This is a genomic window from Enterococcus phoeniculicola ATCC BAA-412, assembly GCF_000407505.1.
Lineage (GTDB): Bacteria > Bacillota > Bacilli > Lactobacillales > Enterococcaceae > Enterococcus_K > Enterococcus_K phoeniculicola.
Window position 1 is genome coordinate 284229 of record NZ_ASWE01000002.1, and the last position, 26426, is coordinate 310654.

Here is a 26426-nt window from a genome sequence, read left to right on the forward strand (position 1 = left end):
ACAAATAATTGAATAAAATTTTCACAAAGATAGAATGCTTTTATATCAGCGTATTTTACAACTTTTTTGTTTTTTTATTGTATTATGTTAAAAAAACATCAATGAAATCGTTGCAATTGATGTAGAATGTGTTATACTAATCACGTAAAGCTGTTATAATTAACAGAATTTTTAAGGAGGCCCATGAAATGGAACAATGGAAAGGCTTTAAAGGCGACAAATGGAAAACATCAGTAGACACTAGAGATTTCATTCAAAGAAACTACACAGAGTACAAAGGTGACGATAGCTTTTTAGAACCAATCGCACCAAGTACAGACAAATTATGGACAAAACTACAAGAATTATTTGAAGTGCAACACCAACAAAATGGTGTGTATGACATGGATAACGATATTCCTGCAACGATCACTTCACATGAACCTGGATACTTAATTAAAGAAGAAGAAACAATTGTTGGTTTACAAACAGATGTACCATTGAAACAAGCATTCATGCCTTTTGGCGGAATCAACATGGCAAACAATGCGTTGTCATCAAATGGCTACGAAGTAAACAATGAAATGACAAAAATTTTCACTGAGTGGAGAAAAACACATAACCAAGGTGTTTTTGATGCTTACACTCCTGAAATGAGAGCTGCACGTAAAAATAAAATCATCACTGGTTTGCCAGATGCTTATGGACGTGGACGTATCATCGGTGATTACCGTCGTATTGCATTATACGGAATTGATCGTCTGATTGCTGAAAAGAAAAAAGATCTAAGCAACACAGGAAATAAAGTAATGACTGACGATGTTATTCGTCTACGTGAAGAAATTTCAGAACAAATTCGTGCAATGGTTGACTTAAAAGAAATGGCTGCAACATATGGCTGTGATATTTCTAAACCTGCTGCAAATGCACAAGAAGCAATTCAATGGTTATACTTTGGTTACCTTGGTGCAATCAAATCTCAAAACGGTGCAGCAATGTCTATCGGACGTATCTCTGCATTCCTAGATATCTATATCCAACGTGATTTAGAAGCGGGTGCAATTACTGAATTTGAAGCACAAGAAATGATTGACCACTTAATTATGAAACTTCGTATGGTTAAATTTGCTCGTACACCAGAATATAACCAACTATTCTCTGGTTATCCAATTTGGGCAACTTTATCAATCGCTGGTATGGGCTTAGACGGACGTTCATTAGTAACGAAAAATGATTTCCGTATCCTACACACATTAACAAACATGGGACCTTCACCAGAACCAAACTTAACTGTTTTATATTCTTCTCATTTACCAGAAGGATTTAGAACATTTGCTTCTAAAATTGCAAAACAAAGCTCATCTATTCAATTTGAAAACGATGACTTATTACGCGCTAACTGGGGATCAGATGACTGTGCAATCGCATGTTGTGTGTCTGCAACAGTAATGGGTAAAGATATGCAATTCTTTGGTGCTCGTGCAAACTTAGCAAAAGCAGTTCTTTATGCAATTAATGGTGGCGTAGATGAAAAATCTAAAATGCAAGTTGGACCTAAATTCCGTCCAATGACTGGCGAAACGTTAGAATTTGATGAATTCATTGACAGATTTAAAGATATCATGGATTGGTTAGCTGAATTGTATGTAAATACATTGAATGTTATTCACTTCATGCATGATAAATACGCTTATGAAGCACCACAATTAGCATTTATGGATAGCGACTTAAAACGTACATTTGCAACTGGTATTGCAGGTATCTCTCATGCAACTGACAGTGTAATGGCTATCAAACATGGTAACGTGAAAGTAATCCGTGATGAAGATGGATTAGCAGTGGATTATGTTCCTGCAAATGAATTCCCAACTTACGGAAATGATAATGAAGAAGCAGATGCTATGGCAAACTGGATTCTTGATTACTTCATGACACAAATTAAACGTCAACACACTTACCGTAATGCTCGTCCTACAACTTCATTATTGACAATTACATCAAATGTAGTTTATGGTAAAGCAACAGGAAATACTCCTGACGGACGTCGTGCAGGTAAACCATTAGCTCCAGGGGCTAACCCAAGTTACCAAGATGGTAAATTCTTAGGTGAGAAAAATGGTCTGTTGGCTTCATTGAATTCAACTGCACGTTTAGATTACACTCATGCATTAGATGGAATCTCTAACACTCAAACAATTAATCCAAATGGCTTGGGTAAAGATGATGAAACAAGAATCAACAACTTACGTAATGTAATGGATGGATACTTTGATAAAGGTGGCTACCACTTGAATGTCAACGTATTTACAAATGAATTACTATTAGATGCGCAAGCTCATCCAGAAAAATATCCGAACTTAACCATTCGTGTATCTGGATACGCAGTGAAATTCCGTGATTTAACTCCTGAACAACAAGCAGATGTTATTTCTAGAACGTCACACGACAGAATGTAATTAATTATAAAAGGGTGGCACTTGTGTCACCCTTTTTATTCGAAAGAAGAGGGATATACTATGTCAACTCCTATAAAAGGTAGAATTCATTCTACAGAAAATTTCGGTACCGTAGATGGACCAGGCGTGCGTTTTATTGTCTTTGCTCAAGGCTGTCGTATGCGATGCCAGTTTTGTCATAATCCAGACACTTGGAAGATTGGCTCTGGAGGTCGTGAAGTAACGACGGATGAAGTACTGGAAGAAGCCTTGAAATACCGTTCTTATTGGGGCGAAAAAGGCGGAATCACTGTAAGTGGTGGTGAACCTCTACTTCAGTTGGACTTTTTGACGGATTTGTTTAAAAAAGCAAAAGCGTTAGGAATCCATACAACGATCGATACATGTGGAAAACCTTTTACAAGAGAAGAACCATTTTTTAGTGAATTTAACGAATTGATGAACTATACCGATCTTTTATTGTTTGACATCAAACATATTGACGATGAAAAACATAAAGAGTTAACTTCATTAGGAAATGAAAATATTCTTGAGATGGCTAAATATCTGTCTGAAATCGATAAGCCGGTGTGGATTCGCCACGTATTAGTTCCTCAACGAAGCGACTATGATGAGTATCTCATTCGCTTAGATGCATTTATTAAGACGTTGAACAACGTTGATAAAGTAGAAGTATTGCCTTACCATACAATGGGTAAGTACAAGTGGGATGAAATGGGCTTGAAATATCCTTTAGAAGGAATTAATCCTCCAACAGAAGATCGCGTACAAAATGCAAAGGAATTACTTCATACGAGTGAGTATACAAAACATTTAACACGATAAAAAAGACAGGAAAGAGTAGAAAGATAGTTGCTCTTTTCCTGTTTTTTGCTTATTATTAAAGATGAATCCATTAAAAGGAGCAAAAGAATATGTCAAAAATTTTAGTTTTCGGTCACCAAAATCCTGATACAGATGCGATTGGAGCTGCGATTGCATTTGCTCATTTACAAAACGAATTAGGAAAAGATACTGAAGCAGTTGCATTAGGGACACCTAGTGAAGAAACACAGTACGCACTTGATTACTTTAACGTTGTTGCACCACGTGTCGTTGAAGCTGCAGGAGCTGGAGCAGATGTGATGCTTGTTGATCATAATGAGTTCCAACAAAGTATTTCCGATATTGCCGATACCAACATCTTATCCGTTGTCGATCATCACCGTATCGCAAACTTTGAAACGGCTAATCCTCTTTACTACCGTGCGGAGCCTGTTGGGTGTACGAGTACGATTGTTTTAAAAATGTACAAAGAAGCAGGAGTTTCAATTCCTAAAGAAGTTGCAGGAATGATGGTTTCAGCTATTATTTCAGATACATTATTATTTAAATCACCAACTTGTACGCCAGAAGATATTCAGGCAGCAAAAGAGCTAGCGGAGCTTTCTGAAATTGATTTAGATAGTTATGGATTAGATATGTTAAAAGCTGGAACAAAGCTGAGTGATAAATCTGCAGAAGTCTTGTTGGATTTAGATGCAAAAAGCTTCCCTATGAATGATAAGAATGTACGGATTGCACAAATCAACACTGTTGACTTAGATGAAGTAATGAGTCGTCAAACGGAGCTTGAAACGGCTATGGAGATAGCCTGCAAGACAGAGGGGTATGACTTATTTATTTTAGTAGTAACTAATATTTTAGACAGTGATTCAGAGTTGTTAGTCTTTGGTGAACCAAAAGAAAAAGTGGAAGAAGCTTTTGGTACGAAACTAGTAAACAATCGCGCCCTACTAAAAGGTGTCGTTTCTCGTAAGAAACAAGTGGTTCCACAACTAACAGAAGCCTTTGCGTAACTATATTTAAAAAAACTTTTAAGTGGAGAGACTGTTTTACAGAAATAGGCTCCACTTTTTTTAGTGAAAAGAAATGAAGGAAAGAATTGATGAATTATTATTATCAGGAGTCAGAAAAAACAAGGTATGGGCAAGTAAGCCTACATCCATTATTTGATAATCTTGTGAGCTATTTGAACGAGCATAGCAGTGAGCGTATTATTTTAAGACAGTTACATGAGCAATTCTCAGAAAAAGACTTTGAAAAGTTTTTAGATAAATTAATTTCTTTAGAGCTAGTGACTCGAGAAAATAGGCAGTATCGTTTAGGATTTCCAATTTTTGAAGATGTCGATGAATCGGAAATTTCTGAAGCGGTCAGTCAGTTAATCGATGAAGTTCAGCAAATCCCATTAGAAACTCAGGCGGGCTATATAGGAGAGGTCATTTGGCATAAGCTATTTCCATACGAAGCGTACTTCTACGGCGTTAGTCATGAAGAGGGATTCTATACAAAATCAGTAGCAGGAAATCAGACAATCCAGTTAGTAAGTGTTGCATTGCGGGAACAACCACCAGTTACGCTTCCTAATTATTTTTCGTTGATTAGACAGCAACAAATGCTACCAAGCTCATTTGACTCACTAAGTGAAATGATAGGGGACGTAAACGAAATCTACTTCTTTAATCAAGTTGAAATGATTTTAGAAAAAATGGAGAATGGACGATTACGCACACGTAGAAGAAATATCTTTTTAGAGTCTTTAATCAATACGGGTGTTGTAACAGAGCCGTATTTCCAATTGGATTGGCCAGTTGTTCAGTCTGAAGTGTTGATGAATCGTAGTAATTTAGAAACGCCATTTGTAAATATTTCAGGTGAAACGATAGAAGAAAAGGCGTATAAATCACACATCATCTTTAAAAAACTTTTAAAAAGCTTAGGAATATCAAATCTAGTTTACTTGAAAAAGTAAATCTAAAAATCCACGTACAAGGGGAACTCTCCTTTGTACGTGGATTTTTTTATGATTGTTGATTTTTTTGACGCTTCCGAACTTTTTTTGTCCAAAAACCGCCAGAAATATATTTTGGCTCATAAGAAATAATAAACGCACGTTCTTCAATTTCTTTAATTAAGCGATAGAGGGTTCGTTCTGTTTTTCTTGAAGACAAAATTTCAAGAACAAGTCGTTCTCCTTCGAGTCCTTGTGCATAGGTGACTGTTACACCATAGCCATTTTCTCGTAGAATTTTAGGTAAATTTTTTTGTTCCTCCGTATTGGTTGGCAGTATAACAGTAACCATAATATATCCAAGTGCAAGCTTATCTTCAATTCGAATCCCAACACTAATACCCACGGCATAACCAAGGGCGTAAACAAGTAAATTAATCGGGTTGTCTAATCTATTTAAGACTAGAGATAGGCCAAGAATATAGATGATTATTTCTGCCATGCTTACAATCGGTGCAATTACTCGATAGCCCTTCATTGTCAACATAAAACGTAATGTATTCAATGTGATATAGGCAAAGTTTATAAAGAAAATCATCAGAAGCATTTTGACATCAATCATATTTATTCTCCTCTCTGTTACTAAGCATAGCAAAAAAAATTCTATAGGGGAAAAGATAAGAGAAGAAGATTGAAAAAATTTAAGGTTGCACTGAGTAAATTATTTTGATAAGCTATGGTTAATAAAAAAGTTAGGCTAACCTAAAATAAATTCATTTTGAAGGAGGAACTATGAAAACAACCATAATTGAAGGAGAAAACCTTAACGTCAGTTATACTGGCGAGAACGTTTTAACTATAAAAAATTTGCAAATCACCAAAGGAAAATTGGTAGGTATTGTGGGGCCGAATGGTGCAGGAAAATCAACATTGTTAAAAGCTTTATTGAAATTGGTGCCCATGGATGGAGAGGTAAATTTCTCAGGGAAATCATTAAAACAATTTCAAAAAAAGATTGCTTATGTCGAACAGAGAAGCGAAGTTGACTTGACGTTTCCCATTTCTGTAACAGAAGTGGTTACCCTTGGAACATACCCTAAATTAGGGTTATTTCATCGCCCTAAAGAAGCTGATTTGAAGAATGTTGAGAAGGCATTGAAGAAAGTAAGATTAGAGAATTTTGCGCAACGTCAAATCTCTCAACTATCTGGCGGTCAACTGCAACGTGTATTTTTAGCAAGAGCAATTGTCCAAGAAGCAGAGATTATTTTTTTAGATGAACCGTTTGTTGGAATTGATGTAACAAGTGAGAAAGTGATTATTGAGTTATTGAAAGAGCTGGCAAAATCCGGAAAGACAATCATTGTTGTCCACCATGATTTACACAAAGTGACAGATTATTTTGATGAGGTAATTATTTTAAATAAGCAAGTGATTGCGATCGGACCAGTTGAAGAAGTATTTACGCAAGAAAACTTGTTGCATGCATATGGTGAGTCAATCGGATTCATCCGACGAAAGGAGGAAAACTAGTGATTAGCGCATTTATTGACGGAGTTTTTCAGTATCAGTTTCTACAGAATGCATTGCTTACATCAGTGATGGTTGGGTTGATTTCAGGTGTGATTGGATCTTTCATCATTTTAAGAGGGATGTCTTTAATGGGCGACGCCATCTCTCATGCGGTTTTGCCTGGTGTAGCCCTTTCTTATATGATTGGTGGAAGTTACATTATAGGTGCTTCTTTATTTGGGCTAGCAGCTTCTGCACTAATAGGATTTATTACAGAAAAAAGCCAATTAAAAAATGATACGGCGATAGGTATTGTGTTTAGTACATTTTTTGCATTAGGGATTATATTAATTTCTTTTGCAAAAAGTTCAACAGATTTATATCATATTTTGTTTGGAAATGTACTAGCAGTGACAGATTCCGATATGTTTATGACCGCTATTGTCGGCGTATGTGTTGTCTTGTTTGTTCTCATTTTTTACAAAGAGCTATTAGTTAGCTCCTTTGACCCAACAATGGCAAAAGTCTATGGTTTGAATACTACATTGATTCATTATGCATTAATGTTTTTACTAACGTTAGTTGCAGTAACTTCACTGCAAACAGTAGGAACAATCTTAGTGATTGCTATGCTCATTACTCCAGCAGCTACCGCCTATTTTTTAACAGATCGACTATCAATTATGATTATATTAGCTTCTACAATTGGTGTAGTCAGTGCAGTGGTCGGATTATTTTTTAGTTATACGTACAATTTAGCTTCAGGTGCTGCGATCGTGCTAACAGCTGGTGTGTTTTTTACTTTGGCTTTCTTGTTTGCTAAGTCAAAAGGGATTTTACGACAAAAGAAAGGAAGAAATTAAATGAAAAGAAAATTTATTTTAGGTGTATTAGCTTTAGGAATGTTAAGTGCTTGTGGAAATAGTTCGACAAATGAATCAACAAGTGATTCTTCAAAAAAAGAAGAACAGTTATCCGTGGTTACGACAAATTCGATTTTATCGGACATGGTGAAAGAAATTGGAGGGGATGAAGTAGCGATTCATAGTATTGTTCCTATAGGTACAGATCCTCATGAGCATGAAGTTTTACCGGAAGATATAAAAAAGGCATCAGATGCAGACGTTATTTTCTATAACGGACTAAATTTAGAGACTGGAGGAAATGGCTGGTTTGTTAAACTGATGGAAACAACAAATAAAAAAGAGGGAACGGATTATTTTTCTGTAAGTAAGGCAGTAGAACCTTTATATTTAGAGGGAAAAACAGATGCGTCATCTATGGATCCACATGCATGGTTAGATATAACAAATGGGATTAGGTATGTTGATGAGATAACAGAAGTGCTTTCAAAAAAAGATCCGGATAATGCTTCAACGTATCAAAAAAATGAAGAAGTCTATGTAAAAAAACTACAAGAGCTTCATAACGAAGCCCTTTCTGAATTTGCAGATATTCCACAAAGCAAAAAGCTTTTAGTAACAAGTGAAGGAGCCTTTAAATATTTTTCTAAAGCGTACGGTTTAGAAGCTGCTTATATTTGGGAAATCAACACTGAAAGCCAAGGAACGCCAGACCAAATGAAACAAATTGTAGATAAAGTAAAATCAAGTGAAGTTCCTGTTCTTTTTGTCGAAACGAGCGTGGATCATAGAAGTATGGAGCGGGTAGCTAAGGAGACTGGGAAAGAAATTTATAGTGAAATCTATACGGATTCAATCGGAAAACCTGGGAGTAATGGAGATAGCTACTTCAATATGATGAAATGGAATCTTGACCAAATTCATGAGGGACTAGCAGGAAAATCAAAAACAGACAAATAATAAGGACTATATGGTAGTATGAACCTGAGGAGTGAAGAAAATGAATCCAATCGTTCGTAAACGAACCATAAAAGAAGTACCTGTTTTAGAGGTCGTTCTGAAAGAAAATCAGTCAGAGGCGCTACCTTTAATTATTTATTACCACGGTTGGCAAACCAGCAAGGAATTAGTATTAACGCAAGGAAGGAAGTTAGCTGAAAAAGGATTTCGAGTGGTGTTGCCAGATGCAATGGGACATGGAGAACGAAAGCATCCAGTTTCGCCTATTCCATCTTTAACCTTCTGGAACAGTATCTACTATAACTTATTTGAGTTCCAATCACTGAGAGATTTTTTTATGGAAAAGGGACTTGCAACAGAAAAAATCGGTGTTGGAGGAGTTTCAATGGGGGGCATGACTACCTGTGCTTTATTGACTCATCATCCCGAAATTTCTGCAGCAGCTTGTGTGATGGGCTCCCCAGCACCTTTACTTTATCGTGAAAATATCCGTACACGTACAGCGGAAATGGGCATTTCATTACCAGATGACTATGAGTCGCTCTTGAGTTGGTTGGAGGCTTATGATTTAAGTGAAAATAAAGAAACCTTGAAGGGAAGACCCTTATTCATTTGGCATGGAACAGCAGATGAAAAAATTCGATTTGAAGATACGGCACAGTTTGTCCGAAAAAATAAGCAGACGGAAAATGGAAAGAATATTGAATTTCATGTGGCTGTAAATGAACCTCATTTAGTGAAAGTGCCAACTATGGATAAAATCAGTTCTTTTTTTGAAGCAAAGCTTCTTTCCTAACAGCAGGATAAAAATGACAAACAGTGCGAATCTGGCGCCTAACGATAGTGTTACTAGTGACGAAAATTGTAAAGAAGTATAATTTAGCAATAAACATACTAAGGGTAGTGGGGAAGATATTCGACGGAATACTTTACCCACTATTTTCTGTTTATAGCGTATGGTGGGGGGGGAAAGGAAGCTCGAACAAGACCTCAAAGATCTCGATTCCGAATGATAAAATGGGCTCCTTTACTATCCTTTTAGAATCGGTTTTAAGTATGCTGGAGCTTCGAGTCTATCTAAAAGAAAGGGGAATCGGAAGAATCAGTGAAGGTCTTTTGAAAGAAAAGAGGAAAATCAATAACGTTTATTTTAGCTTTTGATGTCTCAAAGTAAGACCAGCACAAACATCCTCTAAGCGTTATGCTTTGAAGAACCTGAAACCAAAAGAAAAAGTGCTCTTATTCAATCATGGTGAAAGATAAGTGCCATTTTACAAAACAGGTATCTCTTCTCATGATTAAGTGAAACGAATACATTTTTCAAAAAATATAGAAATTCTCAAGTCTTCTCGTGTCTATTCTGTCTCTTTTTTACTGACCGAACTGTTTCCTGCATGTTATACTATGGAAAAGGAGAGGTTAAGATGGCAACTTTATCAGATGTAGCAAAATTAGCAAATGTGTCTAAAATGACTGTTTCTCGTGTAATTAATCACCCTGAGCAGGTGACGGATGAGCTAAAAGAACTTGTGTTTCATGCGATGAAGGAGCTTGATTATAGACCCAATATTGCAGCTAAAGCGCTGGTTTCTAACCGCTCACAAATTGTTAAACTTTTTATTTTAGAAGAAATTGATACGACAGAGCCTTATTATATGAATTTGTTAATGGGCATTTCAAAAACGGTAGGAGAAGCGCATTATTCATTGCAGCTTGTGACGAAAAATGCCTTTGATTTAGGAGCTTGTGATGGTTATATTATTACAGGATTTCGTGAGTCAGACTTTGAGTGGATCAATCGATTGGAGAAGCCAGTCATTTTATTTGGAGAAAATACACATGGGATTGATTACGTTGACAGCGACAATCAATATGGCACCGCAATGACCACTTCTTATGCCTTACAAGCGGGTTATAAACATATTATTTTTATTGGAATTGATGAAGATGAGCCTTTCTCTCGTTCCCGAGAAGCAGGATATGTAGGTGTGATGAAGGAGCATGAGAAAGAACCGTCGATATATCGTTTTGCGAACCATTCTACACAAGCCAAACAGTTTATTGAAGAAAATTGGTCTTTGTTCAAGAAGAATACTTGCTTTATTTGTAGTTCAGACCGATTAGCAATTGGCATAGAGCGCGGTATTATTGATAGTGGGGGAAATGTTCCTGATGATTTTGGGATTATTGGTTTTGACGGAGTCTTTTTGGATCAAATTGGTTCACCTAAATTAACCACTGCAAAACAGAGTATAATTAAAATGGGAGAGGTTTGCGGGGAAATGCTGGTCAAAAAAATTGAAGAACATGGTGCAAGCCAAGGGTATCGTCGATTTCTTCCAGAACTAATTACAAGAGAATCAACAAAATAAAATACGCTAAGAAACAGGCGATCTTTCTAAAGAGAGCAGGTCGTCCAGTATATAATGTAATAATCTATAATAAAAATAGGAAATGCATAAAAATCTTTAGTTGATTTTCGTGCTTTTCCTATCTTTCGTTTCTGAAAAAATCGTTTAACTGAGCAAAATAATAACAAGGGTGGGACAGAAGTATTTAGGATTGAGAACCAGGTAGATACTTTGCATCATCAGCAGTGAAATTTCGTGATTTGTGGTCATAGGCAGAAAATCACGAAGAAGATAGGCAACTTTCAATGTTGACTGATTCCTACTCAATACTCCTCAAAGCTTTGGGATGCGCAGATTCTTAATTCTTCGTCCCGCCTTTAGAGAGTAATGAGAGCGAAAGGATGTGGAGACCTTATGGAGATGAGTTCTCCCATCTTTTCCTCGTATCAATAAGTGACTATATGAAAGCGTACTCTTTGGGAAGTATGCTTTTTTCAAATGTATTAATGCATAAATGGATCATTTTAAAAAGCAAGATGATTAACTGAGCAGTTAATCTGTGGGGAAATAAATTTGTCGAATCGTTATTTATTCATTTTTAAATAACAAAAAAATTCTTAGAAGAATTAATTCTAAGAAAAAAGATCAATTATATAGAATATTTATAGCAATTTTGACATAAAAATCACTGATTAGAAAACATTCTATAATATATGGTACGTTATTGTAATCTTAATGTCAATAGAAGTAAGATTCTATTATAATTTGACCAATTTTTTCACATAATACTTTCTTGATGTTGTTAGCTATCTTTGTTTTTTTAGCCGTCAAGTCAGCCGTCAAAAAATAGAAAGGATTGAGAGAACATGGCACGCCGTGGAGAAAACATATATAAACGAAAAGATGGTAGATGGGAAGGGCGTTTTATTAAGAGTAGACGTCCAGACAATAGTATTCGTTACGGTTACATTTATGCACGTACCTATAAAGAAGTAAAAATAAAATTATTTGAAAAGAAATACCAATATAAGACACAAGTGAAAAAAGAAGTAAAATTTAAAGGAACGATGAAGCAATGGATAGATATATGGTTAGATGGAGCCCTTGCTTCAAAAGTAAAACCTTCTACTTATGCAAGTTATCAATATAAACTGCAGCAATATGTTTCTAGTGAGATTGGTGAAGTTCCTTTGGTTGAAGTCACTCAAGAAACAATTCAAAAACTAGTGGACAGACTCTCTGACAGAGGGTTATCTGCATATACAATCAGAACGGTTATCCAGATTTTAAAGCATAGCTTAAGCGATGCGCTAAACTATCAATATCTTCTCAAGAATCCTGTATTTGACATTGTATTTCCTCGTCAATTAAGAAAAAAAGTATCTGCACTTACAAAAAATGAACAGACTAGGCTCGAAAAAAGTGCAATGACTTCTAAAAATGGTGTTTCTGTTATGCTAGCACTTCACACAGGACTCCGAATAGGTGAAATTAGCGCATTGAAGTGGGAAGATATTGACCTAGAAAAAAAAGAATTATCAGTCAGCCGAACACTTCAACGAATTTTATCCTCCAGAAAAGGAAAAAAAACAGAAATATCGATTGGTCTTGCAAAAAGTGTTTCAGGATACAGGAAAATTCCATTAAATAAAAAAATATGTGAAATATTAAAAAATAAAAAAAAAGCCGCAACTAGTCCGTATGTTGTTGGAGAAAACAATCGCTATTTTGAGCCACGAACGCTTTCATATCAGTTTAAAAAAATTCTGAAACGTGCAAACTTGGCGAATTTACACTTCCATCAGCTTAGACACACATTTGCTACAAGATTGTTAGAAATAGGGGCTGATGTGGTATCCGTTAGTGCATTATTGGGTCATCGCTCAGCCAAAATGACGTTAGATATTTATGTAGATTCTATGATGACCCAAAGAAAAAAATGGGTTAGTCGGCTAGTATAAAAAAAACAACGAAATGAAACCGCTTTCTACAAATCCCTCGGAATTTTCCTCAGATTTTTAAGCCGTCAGATTAGCCGTCAAGGACTGATTTATTCCCGTTGTTACGCGATTAATTTCTATTTCTTAGAATTAATTCTTCCAAGAAACCTGGCCAAAGGTAAAAAAGAATTTTTCACTGAGAACAATTATAAGTCATTTTTATAGGAAGGTCTATCCATTGGTATTGGGGACTAAGGATAGGATTAGAAAACATTCATTTTTTAGGAGGTGATGAGAGGAACTGTTTTTTTATTTGAGTGGATGATCAAATGCGTAAATGATAAGAATGATTGATAAAAAAACAAAGTTTTTAACCGCAATGATATGTTTCTACAAATCGGTACGGTTGGCTACGGGAGATAAGCTTTTATAAACTCTTGTGATGAAACCTCTTTTGGGGATGAATTGAAAGTATGTTTTCAAAAAAATGCAAAATTCTTTTGATCATTTATGTCTTCTAAGGAAATAAATGGAATGAATGGCGTTAATTTTTTGAGAATACCTAGAAAAGGAGTCAAAAGATATATGAAGAAAAAATTAATAGGAATTTGGTTGGTCAGCTTACTTTTTTTACAAATACTAAGTCCGCTAATTGGTTATGCACAAGAACTTAAAACGGTACAAAGTGACGTAGAATCAGTGACAGAAACAACTCAATCATCTGTGGATAAAGAAACTACAGATAGTTCCATACGTGTACAAGAATCAACTGAATCAAAGGAAAAAGAAGTTCCTGCTTCCAGTGAGGAAAAGAAAGAGGAACAACCCATATCCGAAGAAAAGAAAGACGAGCAACAAACATCTTCGGCTCCAGAAGCAAGTGATAAAACGAAACCTGAAATAAATGAACAAAGTCCTTCAAATAAAACGCGTGCTGCAATCGCTGATAATTTGTTTACTTCAGCAAAACTTTACAAAATAAATGGGGACGAAGTTCAGCCATCAGATACCTTACCAAATATGTCTGGTATTAAGTTAAGCATGAAGTTTTCTTTTTCAAATAAAAATTATCAAGCTGGAGATACATTCACCACGCAACTTCCTGCACAAATTGCCATTGCAAAGGATTTATCAGGAGATTTTTCTCCAATGACTTCAGCAAAATGGGCGATTAATGCTGCTACAAAAGAATTAACCATTACTTTTTTAGAGGATAATGTAACTGCTGAAGAATATGATTTAACACTCACAACTTCTGTAGAGAAAGTTACAACGATTTCTGAAGAATATCAGACAATTACATTTAATACCGCACCAACAAAAACAGTTTATCACTTAGAAATGACTTCTAGTCTTGATAAGGGATTAAGTCGTACAAGTATTACGATGAATTCATTGAATCCAAGAAGTGCACAAATTTTGTCATCTTTCAACTTAGACCGTACGAATAATGAAAATCGTATGTTTCGAGTGGAGGCGTATAACGGGACTAGCAAAATCATCTATGATTCAGTCCATGTTTATACAACGGATGTTGATTTTAACGGTGTATTCGTCGGTAAAAAGACACTACTTACCGAAGGAACAGATTATGAAATCGTATATAAGAACAGTGAAACAACCTCAGCGGCAGCTGAAATTACATTAACCAAGTCGGTTGGAAAGAAAGCAATTTATATAGAATCTACAGTTTCTGGTATTAACGGAACCAATTATATTGACGAAGCAGTTTCAGGACTTGAGTACAATTATTTTTATGGTTACTCATACACCTATGAAAATAATGCTAGCATAAGCTCTTCTTATAACTCAAAAACATTTGCCACTATTTTTCCTCTAGCTGCTAAAGGAAAAATAAACAAGGAAACAGGAATGGTTGATTGGGAGATTCAATACAACTTTAACGAACAGCCTCAAACACCAGCATCCAAGCTTTTAACCGATTTGACAGATCAAGGGGTGGAATTTGTTGAGGGCTCACTTTCTGTTGAAAAAATAGGATTTAATTATCTCAATGGAAACAGCTATGACACCGTTCAACAAGGTGATGGCTCATCCGAGCTATCGGTAACTGCAGATTCGTCTGGCTCCCTTGAAATTCATCCGGCTGGAAATACTAACCAAGCGTATTTAATCAAATATTCGACAAAAATTGTTGATCCAACTGAGCGAGTTATCAAAAATAAAGTAACCGATGGACGAATCAGCAAAGAAGCACAAGTAAGCCTTATTCCAAATCTTCTGTCAAAAGAGTCAGGAACAATAGATGTATTTAACCGAACGATGGAATGGAAAATTACCATTAATGCAGAAAAATATAAAATGAAGCAGCCGGTTGTCCATGATTATTTTATTGATGCGGTAAAAGATTTTACTAGTTTATCTGTTGTTAAGAAAATTTCTGACACTGAAACAGAGCCATTAGTAGAAAATGTGGATTATAAAGTGACGCAATTTGATGAAACAGGTTCTCCTGTTGGCGCATCACCTAACGTCAATGGTGCACCTGACAGTTTTAATGGAGGCGTAAGAATCGATTTTCTAGGGGAATATGCACAACTGGAAGATACGCTTGTTATCACGATTAAAACAAAACTTGAAACCTCTGATCAAAAAACAGAAATTAAAAATAAGGCAACACTAAACTACGGAGACACGCCAGGTGTTATAGAATACGAAGCAAAAGGAATATTTACAGACCCTTACTATACTGGTGGAACTAAGCTTGTAAGAACGGGTACATCAGATAATCAGTATATTTATCAAGATTGGCTAGTACTGGTAAATTCTAAAGGAACAAAATTCGATATGACAACTATGGAAGATACATTGCCTAGTGGAGTAGAGTTAGTTCCTGGGTCATTACGCTTTGAAGAAGTAACAAGTGAAGACATGCTAACGAACATTCAAAATTATTTAAGATATGACTATAATCTGCTTCCAGAAGGAGCAGATGCTTATCCGACAAAAATAGATACATCAAATAACAAAGTGAACTTGGAATTTGGAAATTTAAAATCAAAACGTGTCTATGTTAAATACAAAACGCGAATGAAAAAAGATTGGTATATCTACCAGAGACTTGATAATACAGCAACCATTACCTATGGAACACAAGCACCAGTGGATTATAAAGCTTCTATTTATGTAGCAAATTCCGAAGTGGCGTTACAAAAATCAGTTTTAAAAGATACTGAAAAAGAAAATGTAGCAAACTGGAAAGTACAAACAAAAAATATTTCTTCAATACTACCTGTTGAAAATCCAGTGATTACAGATACCCTAAATCAAGGAACAACAAACGGAGCTTATGATCCGACGTCATTTGTAGTCACAGATTTAGGCACAGGTGAAAAAATTAGTACAGATCATTATCGATTATCAATTACTGGAAATACGTTTAAAGTTACGTTCCAAGACTATAAAGCGACAACAAATATTCAAGTGGCTTATAACACAATCAGTGAATTCCCTGGACTAGTGAAAAATACCTCTGTAGTTGATTCGACGAGTTATGGGGCATTGAGTAGCTATTATCGACAAGCAACAGCTTCAGTTAATTTGAGCTTTACTAGCGGAAGCGGGTCAGGTGTAGTGAAAACTGCGGATGTTTCAGTCATAAAAGTTGATGACTCGGATGAAACAATCTATTTAGCAGGTGCAACATTTGAAATTTTGAAATCAGATGGAACTGAAACAGGACTTAAAGCGGATACCGATGCAAGTGGGAAAGCCTCCTTCAGTGGACTGCCATTAGGTGATTATTTGTTAAAAGAGACAAAAGCGCCAAATGGTTATGAAATTAATCCAGACTATAAAGATGGAAAAGCCTTCACGCTGACAGAATCAATGGATCCAATTAAAGTGAAAAATAAAAAGACCATTCCAAACAGTATAGAGTTAACGAAAACGGATGAGAAAACCGGTGATCCATTGAAAGGGGCAGTTTTCCAACTAGAAAAATCCGATGGAACAATAGTCAGCACCAATCACGAAACAGATAGTGCAGGGATATTAAAAGTTGAAGGATTATCAATTGGCGACTATCAATTTGTTGAAACAAAAGCTCCTGCCAGTTATAAGCTTGATAAAACACCTGTCAAATTTTCAATTACTGAAAAGCAAGGACAGGCAATTTCTTTAGAAATGACGAATACCTTAACTACGGGCTCAGTTATTCTTACTAAAGTAGATGAATCCTCGAATAAAGGACTCAAAGGTGCTCAGTTTAAGCTTTTAGATAGTGAAAATAACACGATAAAATCCGATTTGGAAACGGATGACTCAGGAAAAATCAACGTGAGTGAATTAGCTCCAGGCGACTATCAATTCATTGAAACAAAGGCGCCGCAAGACTATATATTAGATGCTACACCAATCGACTTTACAATTGCTAAAGGGCAAACAGAAGCAATAAATGTAATAAAGACAAATAAACTTTTTACTAATTCAGTCGTGCTCACAAAAACAGATGAATCTTCTGGAGAAAAATTAAAAGGGGCTGTATTCCAATTAGTGGATAACAAAGGTACAGTCATTCACTCTTCAATTGAAACTGATGGATTTGGACAGTTAGCCGTTCAAAATTTGACACCAGGAGAGTATGCATTTATTGAAACAAAAGCTCCCGCAGGTTACGTGTTAAATAATGAGCCTGTGAAATTTACGGTGAAAATGAATCAAGAAGAGGCTGTTTCTGTAGAAAAGACAAATAAAAAGCTGCTTGGGAAAATTTCTCTGACAAAAGTAGATGCACAAACAGATGAAGTTTTATCTGGTGCTAGATTTGACTTAAAAACCAAGGACGGAAAACTCGTTTTAGAAGATTTAGTTACAGATCAATCTGGGAAAATATCTATTGATACACTGGCGCCTGGCGACTACCAATTTGTTGAAAAAGAAGCACCAACAGGCTATGTATTGGATAATCAGCCAGTGGCGTTTACCGTTAAGAGTGCAGCTGATTCTATAGATCTGAAAAAGACGAACCAAAGAGAAGAAGGAAGTGTTCTCTTAGAAAAGATTGATGAACAAACGCATTCTACGTTAGCTGGTGCTGAATTTGAGTTAAAAACTGCAGATGGAGAAACGGTTATCGATGGAATGACAACCGATGACTATGGTCGACTTGCAGTTAACGAATTAGAACCAGGAGAGTATCAATTAATAGAAACAAATGCACCAGCAGGGTACGAATTAGATGCTACGCCGATTCGTTTTTCAATTGAGAAGAATCAAACGGAAGCATTGTTCCTTCAAAAGACTAACAAACAATTGAAGGATGCTGTCTTATTAAATAAGGTAGACAAACAGACTAACGAACGACTTGAAGGGGCAGTCTTTGAATTGCGCGATGAAGCAGGAAAAGTGGTAACAAAGCAAACCACAGATAGTGCCGGAACTATTTTGGTAGAAAATTTAGCTCCAGGCGCGTATCAATTCATTGAAACAAAAGCGCCAGCAGGGTACAAGTTAGACAGCACACCTATAGAAATTAATGTATCAGAAAATCAACATCAATTAGTCACTGTTACAAAAGTAAATGAACAGGAAAATAAAAAGAAGAAAAATGAGACAAAAGCTGTCAAAAAGAACCATACCTATCTGCCAAAAACAGGAGAGAATCATACCTCGCTTCTTTTGATTTTGAGTGGAGGAATTATTGTACTACTAGCTGGTAGTTATATGCTTGCTCGAAAACGCAGAAGATAAAAATCCGTAAGTTTATTTTTCTTAAAAATAGATAGCAGTTGGGTACCGTTGTGGTAGCCACTGCTATTTTTAAAGGAGAATACCAAGTTAATTATTCTGTAAAGGAGAATTTTATGAGAAAAAAGAAGTATGATAAAACGCTTATTTTAGAGGGTGCCTATCAATTGGCTATAAAAAGCGGGTTTGATTCATTGACAGCCAGAGGTCTTGCGCAAGAATTAGATATTTCAACACAACCCATATATTTGTCTTTTAAAACGATGGATGCCTTAAAAGAGGCACTTTCCGAAAAATTATTTTATGAAATAAAAGAAAATTATTTTAAAAACTGTGACACGATACAGCAGTATGCTTGGGGATGTTATCGCTTTTCAGTTGAAAAAAGAGAAATATATTTTTCTTTCTTGACGAATAAAGAGATGATTGTTTCATTCAACCAATATTTATATCAACTATTTTGTGAAATACCAGAGATTAAGAATAGTTTAGAGAAAAAGAACGTGCCCGTTTATTTTGCAAAAGTGACTGTTCTTATTTCTAGTTTAGTTTTTTTGGAGAGTGAATATATATCAGAAAAGGAACTTTATGAGGAACTTATAAAATCAATAAAGAGGGATTTGTCTAATGAGGTCGGATCAGAAGTCTTCAGCTCCAAGAACTAAGTAGGTACCGTGCATCATCGAAAGTGAAGCTACGTGATTTGCAACACCAGGTAGTGCGCATCCATAGGAGAAGTAAAACGTGGAGATCTTCAACTCAAGCATGTTCCATGCGTAAAAGATGATGAGTTTCTTCTCTTATCAATCTTTATTAAAATTTTACGAGGTGGGTATAACTCAGTTATGACCTACCTTCTTTTTGTTAAAAAACGAATTTTTTTAAATCCATTGATTTTTTTACCAAAATGAATCTATTATGTATAATAAAAGAATAGGATTAGAAGAGTATGGTGACAAATATGCAGTTTATTAAACAGAAGAGAATCAAAAGAATTCGTAAAAGTTGGATGGAAGTTATAAATAAGGAGATTATTGAATTTCTTTCTTGAAACAGATAAGACTTGAGTATGTATAGAATCTAGGAATATGCTATAAGTAAACAGTGTATGAAATAGGCTAAAAAGAGAAGAGATGCAAAAAAATGACTATTATATTTCGAAAATTAATAGATAAAGACAAGATTTTTCTGGAAAAAGTCTTGATTGACTCATTTAACGAAGATAGCGAAAGAGCTTTTAGCAGCGGAAAGAAAGAGGGACCTCCGGGCTATGATAATGGAGAATTGGCTAAAAAAATTCTTAACGATAGAAAATCGAATAAATTAGTTATCCAGGTTAATGAGATCGATTGTGGCATCCTTGTTTATCAGGAAGAGCCCACGCAAGTGATTGATTATTTCTGTATTCTGCCAGTATACGCAAATAAAGGGTTAGGGAGCGAGGTCTGGCATGTGTTTGAACAGAATAAGACAGGTGTATGGGTCTTAGAAACACCTGATTTTTCAATAAGAAATCATCATTTTTATGAGAAGAATGGTTTTCAAAAAGTAGCCGAAAAGACATATGGTCCTAAAGCTAAGTCTTTTGTTTTCCAAAAGGATTTAGGACATGTTTAGTCCAAACAAAAAAATAAGTGAATTTCTATGGTAGTGACTATTCACAAACACAATCCAATCTACATGTTTATAGCAAGTTCTCTCAATGGTATTTCTGCCAACGAATTTAGGAAGCTTGGGTCAATAGAGCAAGTCCATACAAATCGGATAGAGAAAATAAGTGATAGTTAGAGAAAGACTTGTTTGGCACATGACATCTTTATCAACATAAAAAACTAGCAGATAATTGCAAAAATAAAGAGACATAATAAATTTAGAGGATAGCTCGGAATACGTAATGACTAGTTTTTTGTAGGAAATTTGAGCCTATGAAAAATGAAGTGAAGCGTGCTGAGCTATTTTTCTTTTCAGTTGTTTGATAAATTATCACAAGTCTGTCATTTTTAACGGATTTAAGATAATTCGTCAGAAAAAAAAGAGGTACTATAAATGATAGACAAGTTTATTTATACACAATCTATTATAAGTTTAATGTTGGAGTCAAACTTTGTTGGCAAGTCTTTTTCAAAAACTATTAAGGAGCTAAGACAATGAATATCCTTTATGGAGTCGCTGTATTTTTCGCAATGATATTATTTGCTTTACTATTCATACAATGTTATTTAAAACAAAAAAAAGATTGATTGTATTATGAGGTCTTTTATACATTCATTGAGTAAAAGTCAGATAATAGTCGTTTCTTTTTCTGTAAATTGATAAAAGAAAAAGATTCGTCAAGTCCATAGACGTATTTGTCTATATGAAGCTGACATAAAGAAAAAAACTCTTGTAAAAAGGAGTGATTGTGATGCTGCCAGACGAAATCATCGCTTCATTTTTAACGAAAAAACAAATGCAAAAACTTAAAATTTTAAGACAGCTAAAACAAGGACCTGTTCTTTTAACTGAAATAGAGGACGATTTTCATCTTTCTAAAAGACAAGCTAGAGAAGTAATCGATTCTGTGGTGGAGGATATTTACGAATATAGTCAGTCAAAATCTGATTTACCTGATTTACAAAATAAGTCAGGTAAAATAAATTTTTCTCCGCTTATTTGCGATGAACAATTTATCTATTTATTAAATAATATGAGAGAAAAATATGTAACAAGCTCTTCATTATATCAAGTTCTTCTATTTGTATTGGAAAAGCGTTCCTTTCGATTGTCAACCATGGCAGATACCTTAGCTTATAGTCAATCTTATTCCTATAAACTATTAGGGAGACTCAAAAAGTTTCTTATTTCCATCGAGGCAGATGTCAAATTGACTAAAAAGAAAACAACAACGTTTGAGCTTTCGGGAAATGAATCTTCCATACGAATGCTGCATTACTTTTCCACGATTCTGATTTCCAGAGGAGAAAAATGGTTGTTTAAAAGTATTGAAAAAAAAGAAATTCTTTCTTCTTTTCGCTACTTAAAGACAAAAAAAATTGAGATGCTGTCTCCTATAAACCAAAATAAAATATACGATATTCTAGCAATTTATGAACTGGCTAATCGTAATCACTGTAAACTTGATTTTATGGAGAAAGATATTGTCAATTTAGGGGAAGTGATTGGTAGTGCAAAAGAGATTCATTATTTAATTTCAGAGCTTCAGACTTCTTTTTCTTATAACGAGCGAGTTCACTTATCATTTTTTATGACCTATCTGATTCAAGAATTTTTAACTAAACAAGAAAAAGAGCAAATTGGTATAAAAATTTTGGATTTAGTGGATAATAAAATTGTCACACAAACATATCATCTACTTAAATTGATTCAAAGAAAAGTTTTCTTGCCGGAAAAAATCTTTTATCAATTAGCCTATAGTATCTCATGCAGCATAGTGGTTGTTTATTATTTTGGGCTACATCGGTATATGGTATCAAAGAATCAACAAAATGAGAATCATTCCATTTTAAACTTTCTAAGAAGCTGCATAGAAGAATCTTTAGACACGCTTTGCGAAGAAAATGGGTTTCAAATTTTAGTGATTCATCTACTACAGGTTATTTCTGGATATATTACTGTAATTCCTGACATTACACAGTACGTTTATTTAGAATTTTTTCAAAGACCAGAATACAAATTTATTGTCGAAAAGGCGCTGGAGGTTATGTATACAAAAGATGTAATTCAAATTTCTGAAGATTATTATTCAGCAGATATCGTAATTTCTGACACATGTCATAGTAAAATGAAGAAGAAATACTTTTATTTTAATGAATTCGCTAATCAAACGTTATGGAAAGAACTAGGAGCGTATTTAGGATCGAAAGTGAACGAAAAAAATTATCAAGAAAATAGCTGAAGCGGATTATTTGATAGCGGCAAGGTATGATTCAACGATAAATCATAGATAAGAAAGAGGGCAACTGTAATGAAAGAATTTTTTGAAAATCGAAAAAGAAGAAACTTTTGCTCAGTATATTTTGACAGCAAACATTCATTTACCTCTGTCGAAAGAAGATGTGTTTTTCCCATGGAATGGACTGAAGAACAAATAAAGAACTATTTTTGTACAAATATGGAGGTTTCCAAAGTACGTGTAAAAAAACATAGTATCGAAAGTGTGATTTGTCTTGAAGAAACGATTCAGTCGGTTATCGATAAACTTGAAGATCGTATGCTGGTTGAAAAATTTTGGGATGATGCGAAGATTTACTTAGCCGAGCTATGCAATGAGTGCAGTATGGTCATTGTTGCAGGAATGGATACAGTGGAAGAAGATATAAAAGCATTCATTTTGAAAGATAGCGGACAAGTGCCAAACTATGTCGATTATTATTCCGACTGCTGGGTAAAAAAGGAACAACCTTTGTAGGTTAAAAAATATATCATTCGTTTTTAATGGAAAAGAGATTCAGCTAGCTTTTATGAAAAACAAGTGTTGTTGTTTTTTTATTGCTATGCTGTTTCTTTTTTTGTCTGCCTGACTTCTAGTATAAGAGGTGTTGACTAATCGATAAGCAGTTTCACATAACCTGAATTCAAATTCTGTTACCGTTAACAACCGATTTTGAATTGATGACAGAATGGCTTTCGACTATCATGAAATAGAAAGAGAGAAAAGGAGAGATTAGATGAATACTTCTGCATTATATCATCGGCCTGAAAGTGAATACGCTTTCTTGTATACCAAAGACACTATGCGCATTCGTTTGCGAACAGAGCGTGACGATGTTCAACAGGTAGGGTTAATTCAAGGAGATCCATACCTGATTAGCTTTGATAAATGGTATCTAGAAAAAACGCCTATGAAAAAAACATTGAGTACAGATTTACATGACTACTGGGAAATCGAGACACAAAGTAAATTTCATCGATTACAGTACGGCTTCTACGTGGAAGGAAAAGATGGAACAGAGATTTTTTATGGTGACCAAGGGGTATTTGACTATAAAGAGGAATTCTTGGAAATTGCTAACTATTATTTTAGAATGCCTTATTTTCAAGAAATTGACCGGTTTCACTCACCAGAATGGGTCAAAGATACGGTTTGGTATCAAATATTTCCCGAGCGATTTGCCAATGGGGATAAAAATAATGATCCAAAAGGAACGCTTCCTTGGGGAAGTAAATTACCGGATCGAGAGGATTTCTTTGGCGGGGACCTACAAGGCGTTCTGGATCATTTAGATTATTTAGTTGATTTAGGTATCAATGGTATTTATTTCTGTCCCATCTTTAAAGCGACTTCTAATCATAAATACGACACTATTGATTACTATGAAATTGACCCTGACTTTGGTGATAAGAAGCTGTTTAAGAAGCTAGTGGATGAAGCACATAAAAGAGGAATTCGAATCATGCTAGATGCTGTATTTAATCACATGGGTGACTACTCACCGCAGTGGCAAGACGTGATTAAAAATGGGGAACAGTCAAAATATGCAGACTGGTTCCACATTCATTCCTTCCCTGTAGATGATTACGACATGACAGACATTCCAGAAACTGCGAGGAATTTAAGCTTTGATACGTTTGCATTTACACCTCATATGCCTAAGTTAAATACTGCAAATCCGGAAGTTCAAGACTATTTATTGGACATTGCAACGTACTGGATTCGAGAATTTGATATTGATGCATGGCGTTTGGATGTTGCAAACGAGGTAGACCATCATTTTTGGAAAAGATTCCGTAAAGAAGTTACAGCAATTAAGGAAGATTTCTATATTTTAGGAGAGATTTGGCATTCTTCACAAAGCTGGCTTCAAGGAGACGAATTTCATGCGGTGATGAATTATGCATTCACAGACAATATTAAAGATTTCTTTGTTAATAAAAAAATTTCTCCTAGCAAAATGGTTAGTGGGATGAATCACCAGCAGTTGCTTTACAGAGATCAAACAAACGAGGTTACCTTTAATATTCTGGATTCCCATGATACTGCACGTATTTTGACGATTTGTAATGGAGATAAGGATTTAGCGAAAGCTACATTAGCATTCATGTTTTTACAAAAAGGTTCACCATGTATTTACTATGGCACGGAGATTGGCATGTTGGGAGATAATGATCCGGATTGTCGTCGTTGTATGGTTTGGGAAGAGGAAAAGCAAGATAAAGAGATGCATACATTCACTAAGAAGTTGATTCAGCTTCGTAAAGAATTTTCTGAAGTGATTACGTATGGCGACTTAAACTGGCGTACTGTTAATGATGAAGAAAATCAGATTCTATTTTCAAGAGAAATAGAAGATACTCTGATTACTGCTTTTTTTAACGAATCAGCACAATCGGTTTCGTTAGATATAGAAGGGGAGTGTATTCTTTCACAAAATGAAGTGAATCTGGAATCAGGAAAATATTCTATCGGAAATCATGGGTTTATCGTAGTTTTAAGCAAAAAATAGAAGAAAAATATTCTGTTACCGGTAACAAATGGAAAACGCTTGCTTCAAAGGTGAAGCGATTGCATAATATGGATGTAAAGAAAAAATAATTTAGGGGGCAAGGAAATGAGAAAGACAAATTGGCGTAAATTAGGTTTAGGGTTAGTATCAGCAGGAGCGATTTTTACTTTAGCAGCCTGTGGTGGCTCTAATGACAAGAAAGATACGGCTGCAACGGATGCAAAAACGTTACAAGTATCTGTCGGAAAAGATTACGTTGAATATGTAAATGATATTAAAGGCGCATTTGAAAAAGAAAATGATGTAAAAGTTGAAGTAGTAGAAAAAGATATGTTTGATCAAATGGATGCGTTACAGCTTGATGGACCTGCTGGAAAAGGCCCAGACGTGACAATGTCACCATATGACCGCGTAGGACAACAAGGATCTCAAGGAAACTTGGCAGAAGTGAAATTACCTGATGATGGTCGCTATACAGAAACAGATAAAAAACAAGTAAGTATTGATGGAAAAGTTTATGGCGCACCAGCAATGATTGAAGCAGTTGTTTTATTCTACAATAAAGATTTGCTTTCTGAAGCACCAAAAACATTTGCTGATTTAGAAGCTATTTCAAAAGATAAAAAATATGAAGAAGATGGAAAAAATGTTGGATTTTTAGCTCGTTGGACAGACTTCTACTACACTTATGGCTTGTTAGCTGGTTACGGCGGCTATGTGTTTGGTGATGAAGGAAAGGATGCTTCTGATGTTGGTTTGAACAACAAGGGAGCAATTGAAGGAATAAGCTATGCAACAGATTGGTTCAAAGACGTATGGCCACAAGGAATGCTAGATGTAAAAGCAAACGAAAACTTGATGTTAGATTACTTTAATCAAGGAAAAACAGCAGCAATCATTTATGGACCTTGGGGAGCTAGCGGATTTAAAGATGCAGGAATTAATTACGGCGTTGCGAAAATCCCAACACTAAATAACGGAGAAGCTTATCAAACGTTTGGTGGCGGAAAAGCTTGGGTAGTAAGTAACTTTGCAAAAGATAAAGACCTAGCACAAAAATTCTTAGATTATTTATCAAATGAAGAAAATCAAACAAAACTATATGATATGAGAAATGATATTCCTGCCAATGCGCAAGCACAGGAAAAAGTAAAAGGAAATGACGATCCAATTGCCGCAGCTGTTATTGAACAATATGGTGTTTCTCAACCAATGCCAAATATTCCAGAAATGGCTGAAGTTTGGTCAGGTGCTGAAAATATGATGTTTGATGCTGGTTCAGGAAACATGTCACCAAAAGAAGCAGCAGATAATGCAGTGAAGACCATTCAAGATGCAATTGAACAAAAATATTAATCCATAATTTACACGTCTTTTGAATAGAAAAAAGACTAGATTAGTAAAAAATGACAGGTAAAACAAGAGGTCGGGACAGAAGCC

General features: G+C 35.2%; 18 protein-coding genes. 17 read left to right on the forward strand and 1 reads right to left on the reverse strand.

Annotated features, from left to right (window positions below; all coding sequences use genetic code 11):
- Positions 1–188 precede the first annotated feature (188 nt).
- The 4 genes from pflB to I589_RS08150 all read left to right on the forward strand — a co-directional run bounded on the left by pflB (position 189) and on the right by I589_RS08150 (position 5229).
- The gene (gene pflB, locus I589_RS08135) at positions 189–2435 is read left to right on the forward strand and encodes a formate C-acetyltransferase (protein ID WP_010768585.1); all 2247 of its coding nucleotides are present in this window, start codon (positions 189–191) and stop codon (positions 2433–2435) included.
- Between the two features lie 60 nt (positions 2436–2495).
- Positions 2496–3260, forward strand: coding sequence for a pyruvate formate-lyase-activating protein (gene pflA, locus I589_RS08140; RefSeq protein ID WP_010768584.1), 765 nt, complete (start codon positions 2496–2498; stop codon positions 3258–3260).
- Positions 3261–3349: 89 nt separating this feature from the next.
- Positions 3350–4273 carry a manganese-dependent inorganic pyrophosphatase gene (locus I589_RS08145; protein WP_010768583.1) on the forward strand — a complete coding sequence of 308 codons (924 nt, stop codon included), beginning with the start codon at positions 3350–3352 and terminating at the stop codon, positions 4271–4273.
- A gap of 89 nt (positions 4274–4362) precedes the next feature.
- The gene (locus I589_RS08150) at positions 4363–5229 is read left to right on the forward strand and encodes a DUF1803 domain-containing protein (RefSeq protein WP_010768582.1); all 867 of its coding nucleotides are present in this window, start codon (positions 4363–4365) and stop codon (positions 5227–5229) included.
- 49 nt (positions 5230–5278) lie between these two features.
- Here I589_RS08150 and I589_RS08155 read toward each other — a convergent pair whose 3' ends face one another.
- The gene (locus tag I589_RS08155; RefSeq protein ID WP_010768581.1) at positions 5279–5830 is read right to left on the reverse strand and encodes a DUF2179 domain-containing protein; all 552 of its coding nucleotides are present in this window, start codon (positions 5828–5830) and stop codon (positions 5279–5281) included.
- Positions 5831–6000: 170 nt separating this feature from the next.
- Here I589_RS08155 and I589_RS08160 point away from each other — a divergent pair, with 170 nt between their 5' ends.
- The 13 genes from I589_RS08160 (at position 6001) to I589_RS08225 (ending at position 26342) form a co-directional block, all read left to right on the forward strand.
- Entirely contained in the window at positions 6001–6741 is a 741-nt protein-coding gene (locus tag I589_RS08160; RefSeq protein WP_010768580.1) for a metal ABC transporter ATP-binding protein, read from the forward strand.
- Entirely contained in the window at positions 6741–7583 is an 843-nt protein-coding gene (locus I589_RS08165) for a metal ABC transporter permease (protein ID WP_010768579.1), read from the forward strand. The genes I589_RS08160 and I589_RS08165 overlap by 1 nt, the downstream gene beginning before the upstream one ends.
- Positions 7584–8543, forward strand: coding sequence for an Mn/Fe ABC transporter substrate-binding lipoprotein EfaA (efaA, locus tag I589_RS08170; RefSeq protein ID WP_010768578.1), 960 nt, complete (start codon positions 7584–7586; stop codon positions 8541–8543).
- Positions 8544–8583: 40 nt separating this feature from the next.
- Entirely contained in the window at positions 8584–9339 is a 756-nt protein-coding gene (locus I589_RS08175; protein ID WP_010768577.1) for an alpha/beta fold hydrolase, read from the forward strand.
- A 628-nt stretch (positions 9340–9967) separates the two neighbouring features.
- Positions 9968–10915: a LacI family DNA-binding transcriptional regulator gene (locus tag I589_RS08185; RefSeq protein ID WP_010768576.1), complete on the forward strand. Its 948-nt coding sequence runs from the start codon at positions 9968–9970 to the stop codon at positions 10913–10915.
- Positions 10916–11760: 845 nt separating this feature from the next.
- Positions 11761–12855 (forward strand): tyrosine-type recombinase/integrase, encoded by a 1095-nt coding sequence (locus tag I589_RS08190; RefSeq protein WP_010768575.1) that lies wholly within the window; start codon positions 11761–11763, stop codon positions 12853–12855.
- Positions 12856–13419: 564 nt separating this feature from the next.
- Positions 13420–18546, forward strand: coding sequence for a SpaA isopeptide-forming pilin-related protein (locus tag I589_RS08195; RefSeq protein WP_010768574.1), 5127 nt, complete (start codon positions 13420–13422; stop codon positions 18544–18546).
- A gap of 113 nt (positions 18547–18659) precedes the next feature.
- On the forward strand, positions 18660–19208 hold the full coding sequence (locus I589_RS17825) for a TetR/AcrR family transcriptional regulator (RefSeq protein ID WP_010768573.1): 549 nt from the start codon (positions 18660–18662) through the stop codon (positions 19206–19208).
- A gap of 478 nt (positions 19209–19686) precedes the next feature.
- Positions 19687–20160: a GNAT family N-acetyltransferase gene (locus tag I589_RS08205; protein WP_010768572.1), complete on the forward strand. Its 474-nt coding sequence runs from the start codon at positions 19687–19689 to the stop codon at positions 20158–20160.
- Between the two features lie 787 nt (positions 20161–20947).
- Positions 20948–22438, forward strand: coding sequence for a helix-turn-helix domain-containing protein (locus tag I589_RS08210; RefSeq protein ID WP_010768569.1), 1491 nt, complete (start codon positions 20948–20950; stop codon positions 22436–22438).
- A 171-nt stretch (positions 22439–22609) separates the two neighbouring features.
- Positions 22610–22951, forward strand: a complete 342-nt coding sequence (locus I589_RS08215; RefSeq protein WP_139242899.1) for a hypothetical protein — start codon at positions 22610–22612, stop codon at positions 22949–22951.
- Between the two features lie 259 nt (positions 22952–23210).
- The gene (locus I589_RS08220) at positions 23211–24986 is read left to right on the forward strand and encodes a glycoside hydrolase family 13 protein (RefSeq protein WP_010768567.1); all 1776 of its coding nucleotides are present in this window, start codon (positions 23211–23213) and stop codon (positions 24984–24986) included.
- 105 nt (positions 24987–25091) lie between these two features.
- Positions 25092–26342, forward strand: a complete 1251-nt coding sequence (locus I589_RS08225) for an extracellular solute-binding protein (protein ID WP_010768566.1) — start codon at positions 25092–25094, stop codon at positions 26340–26342.
- Positions 26343–26426: the final 84 nt, after the last annotated feature.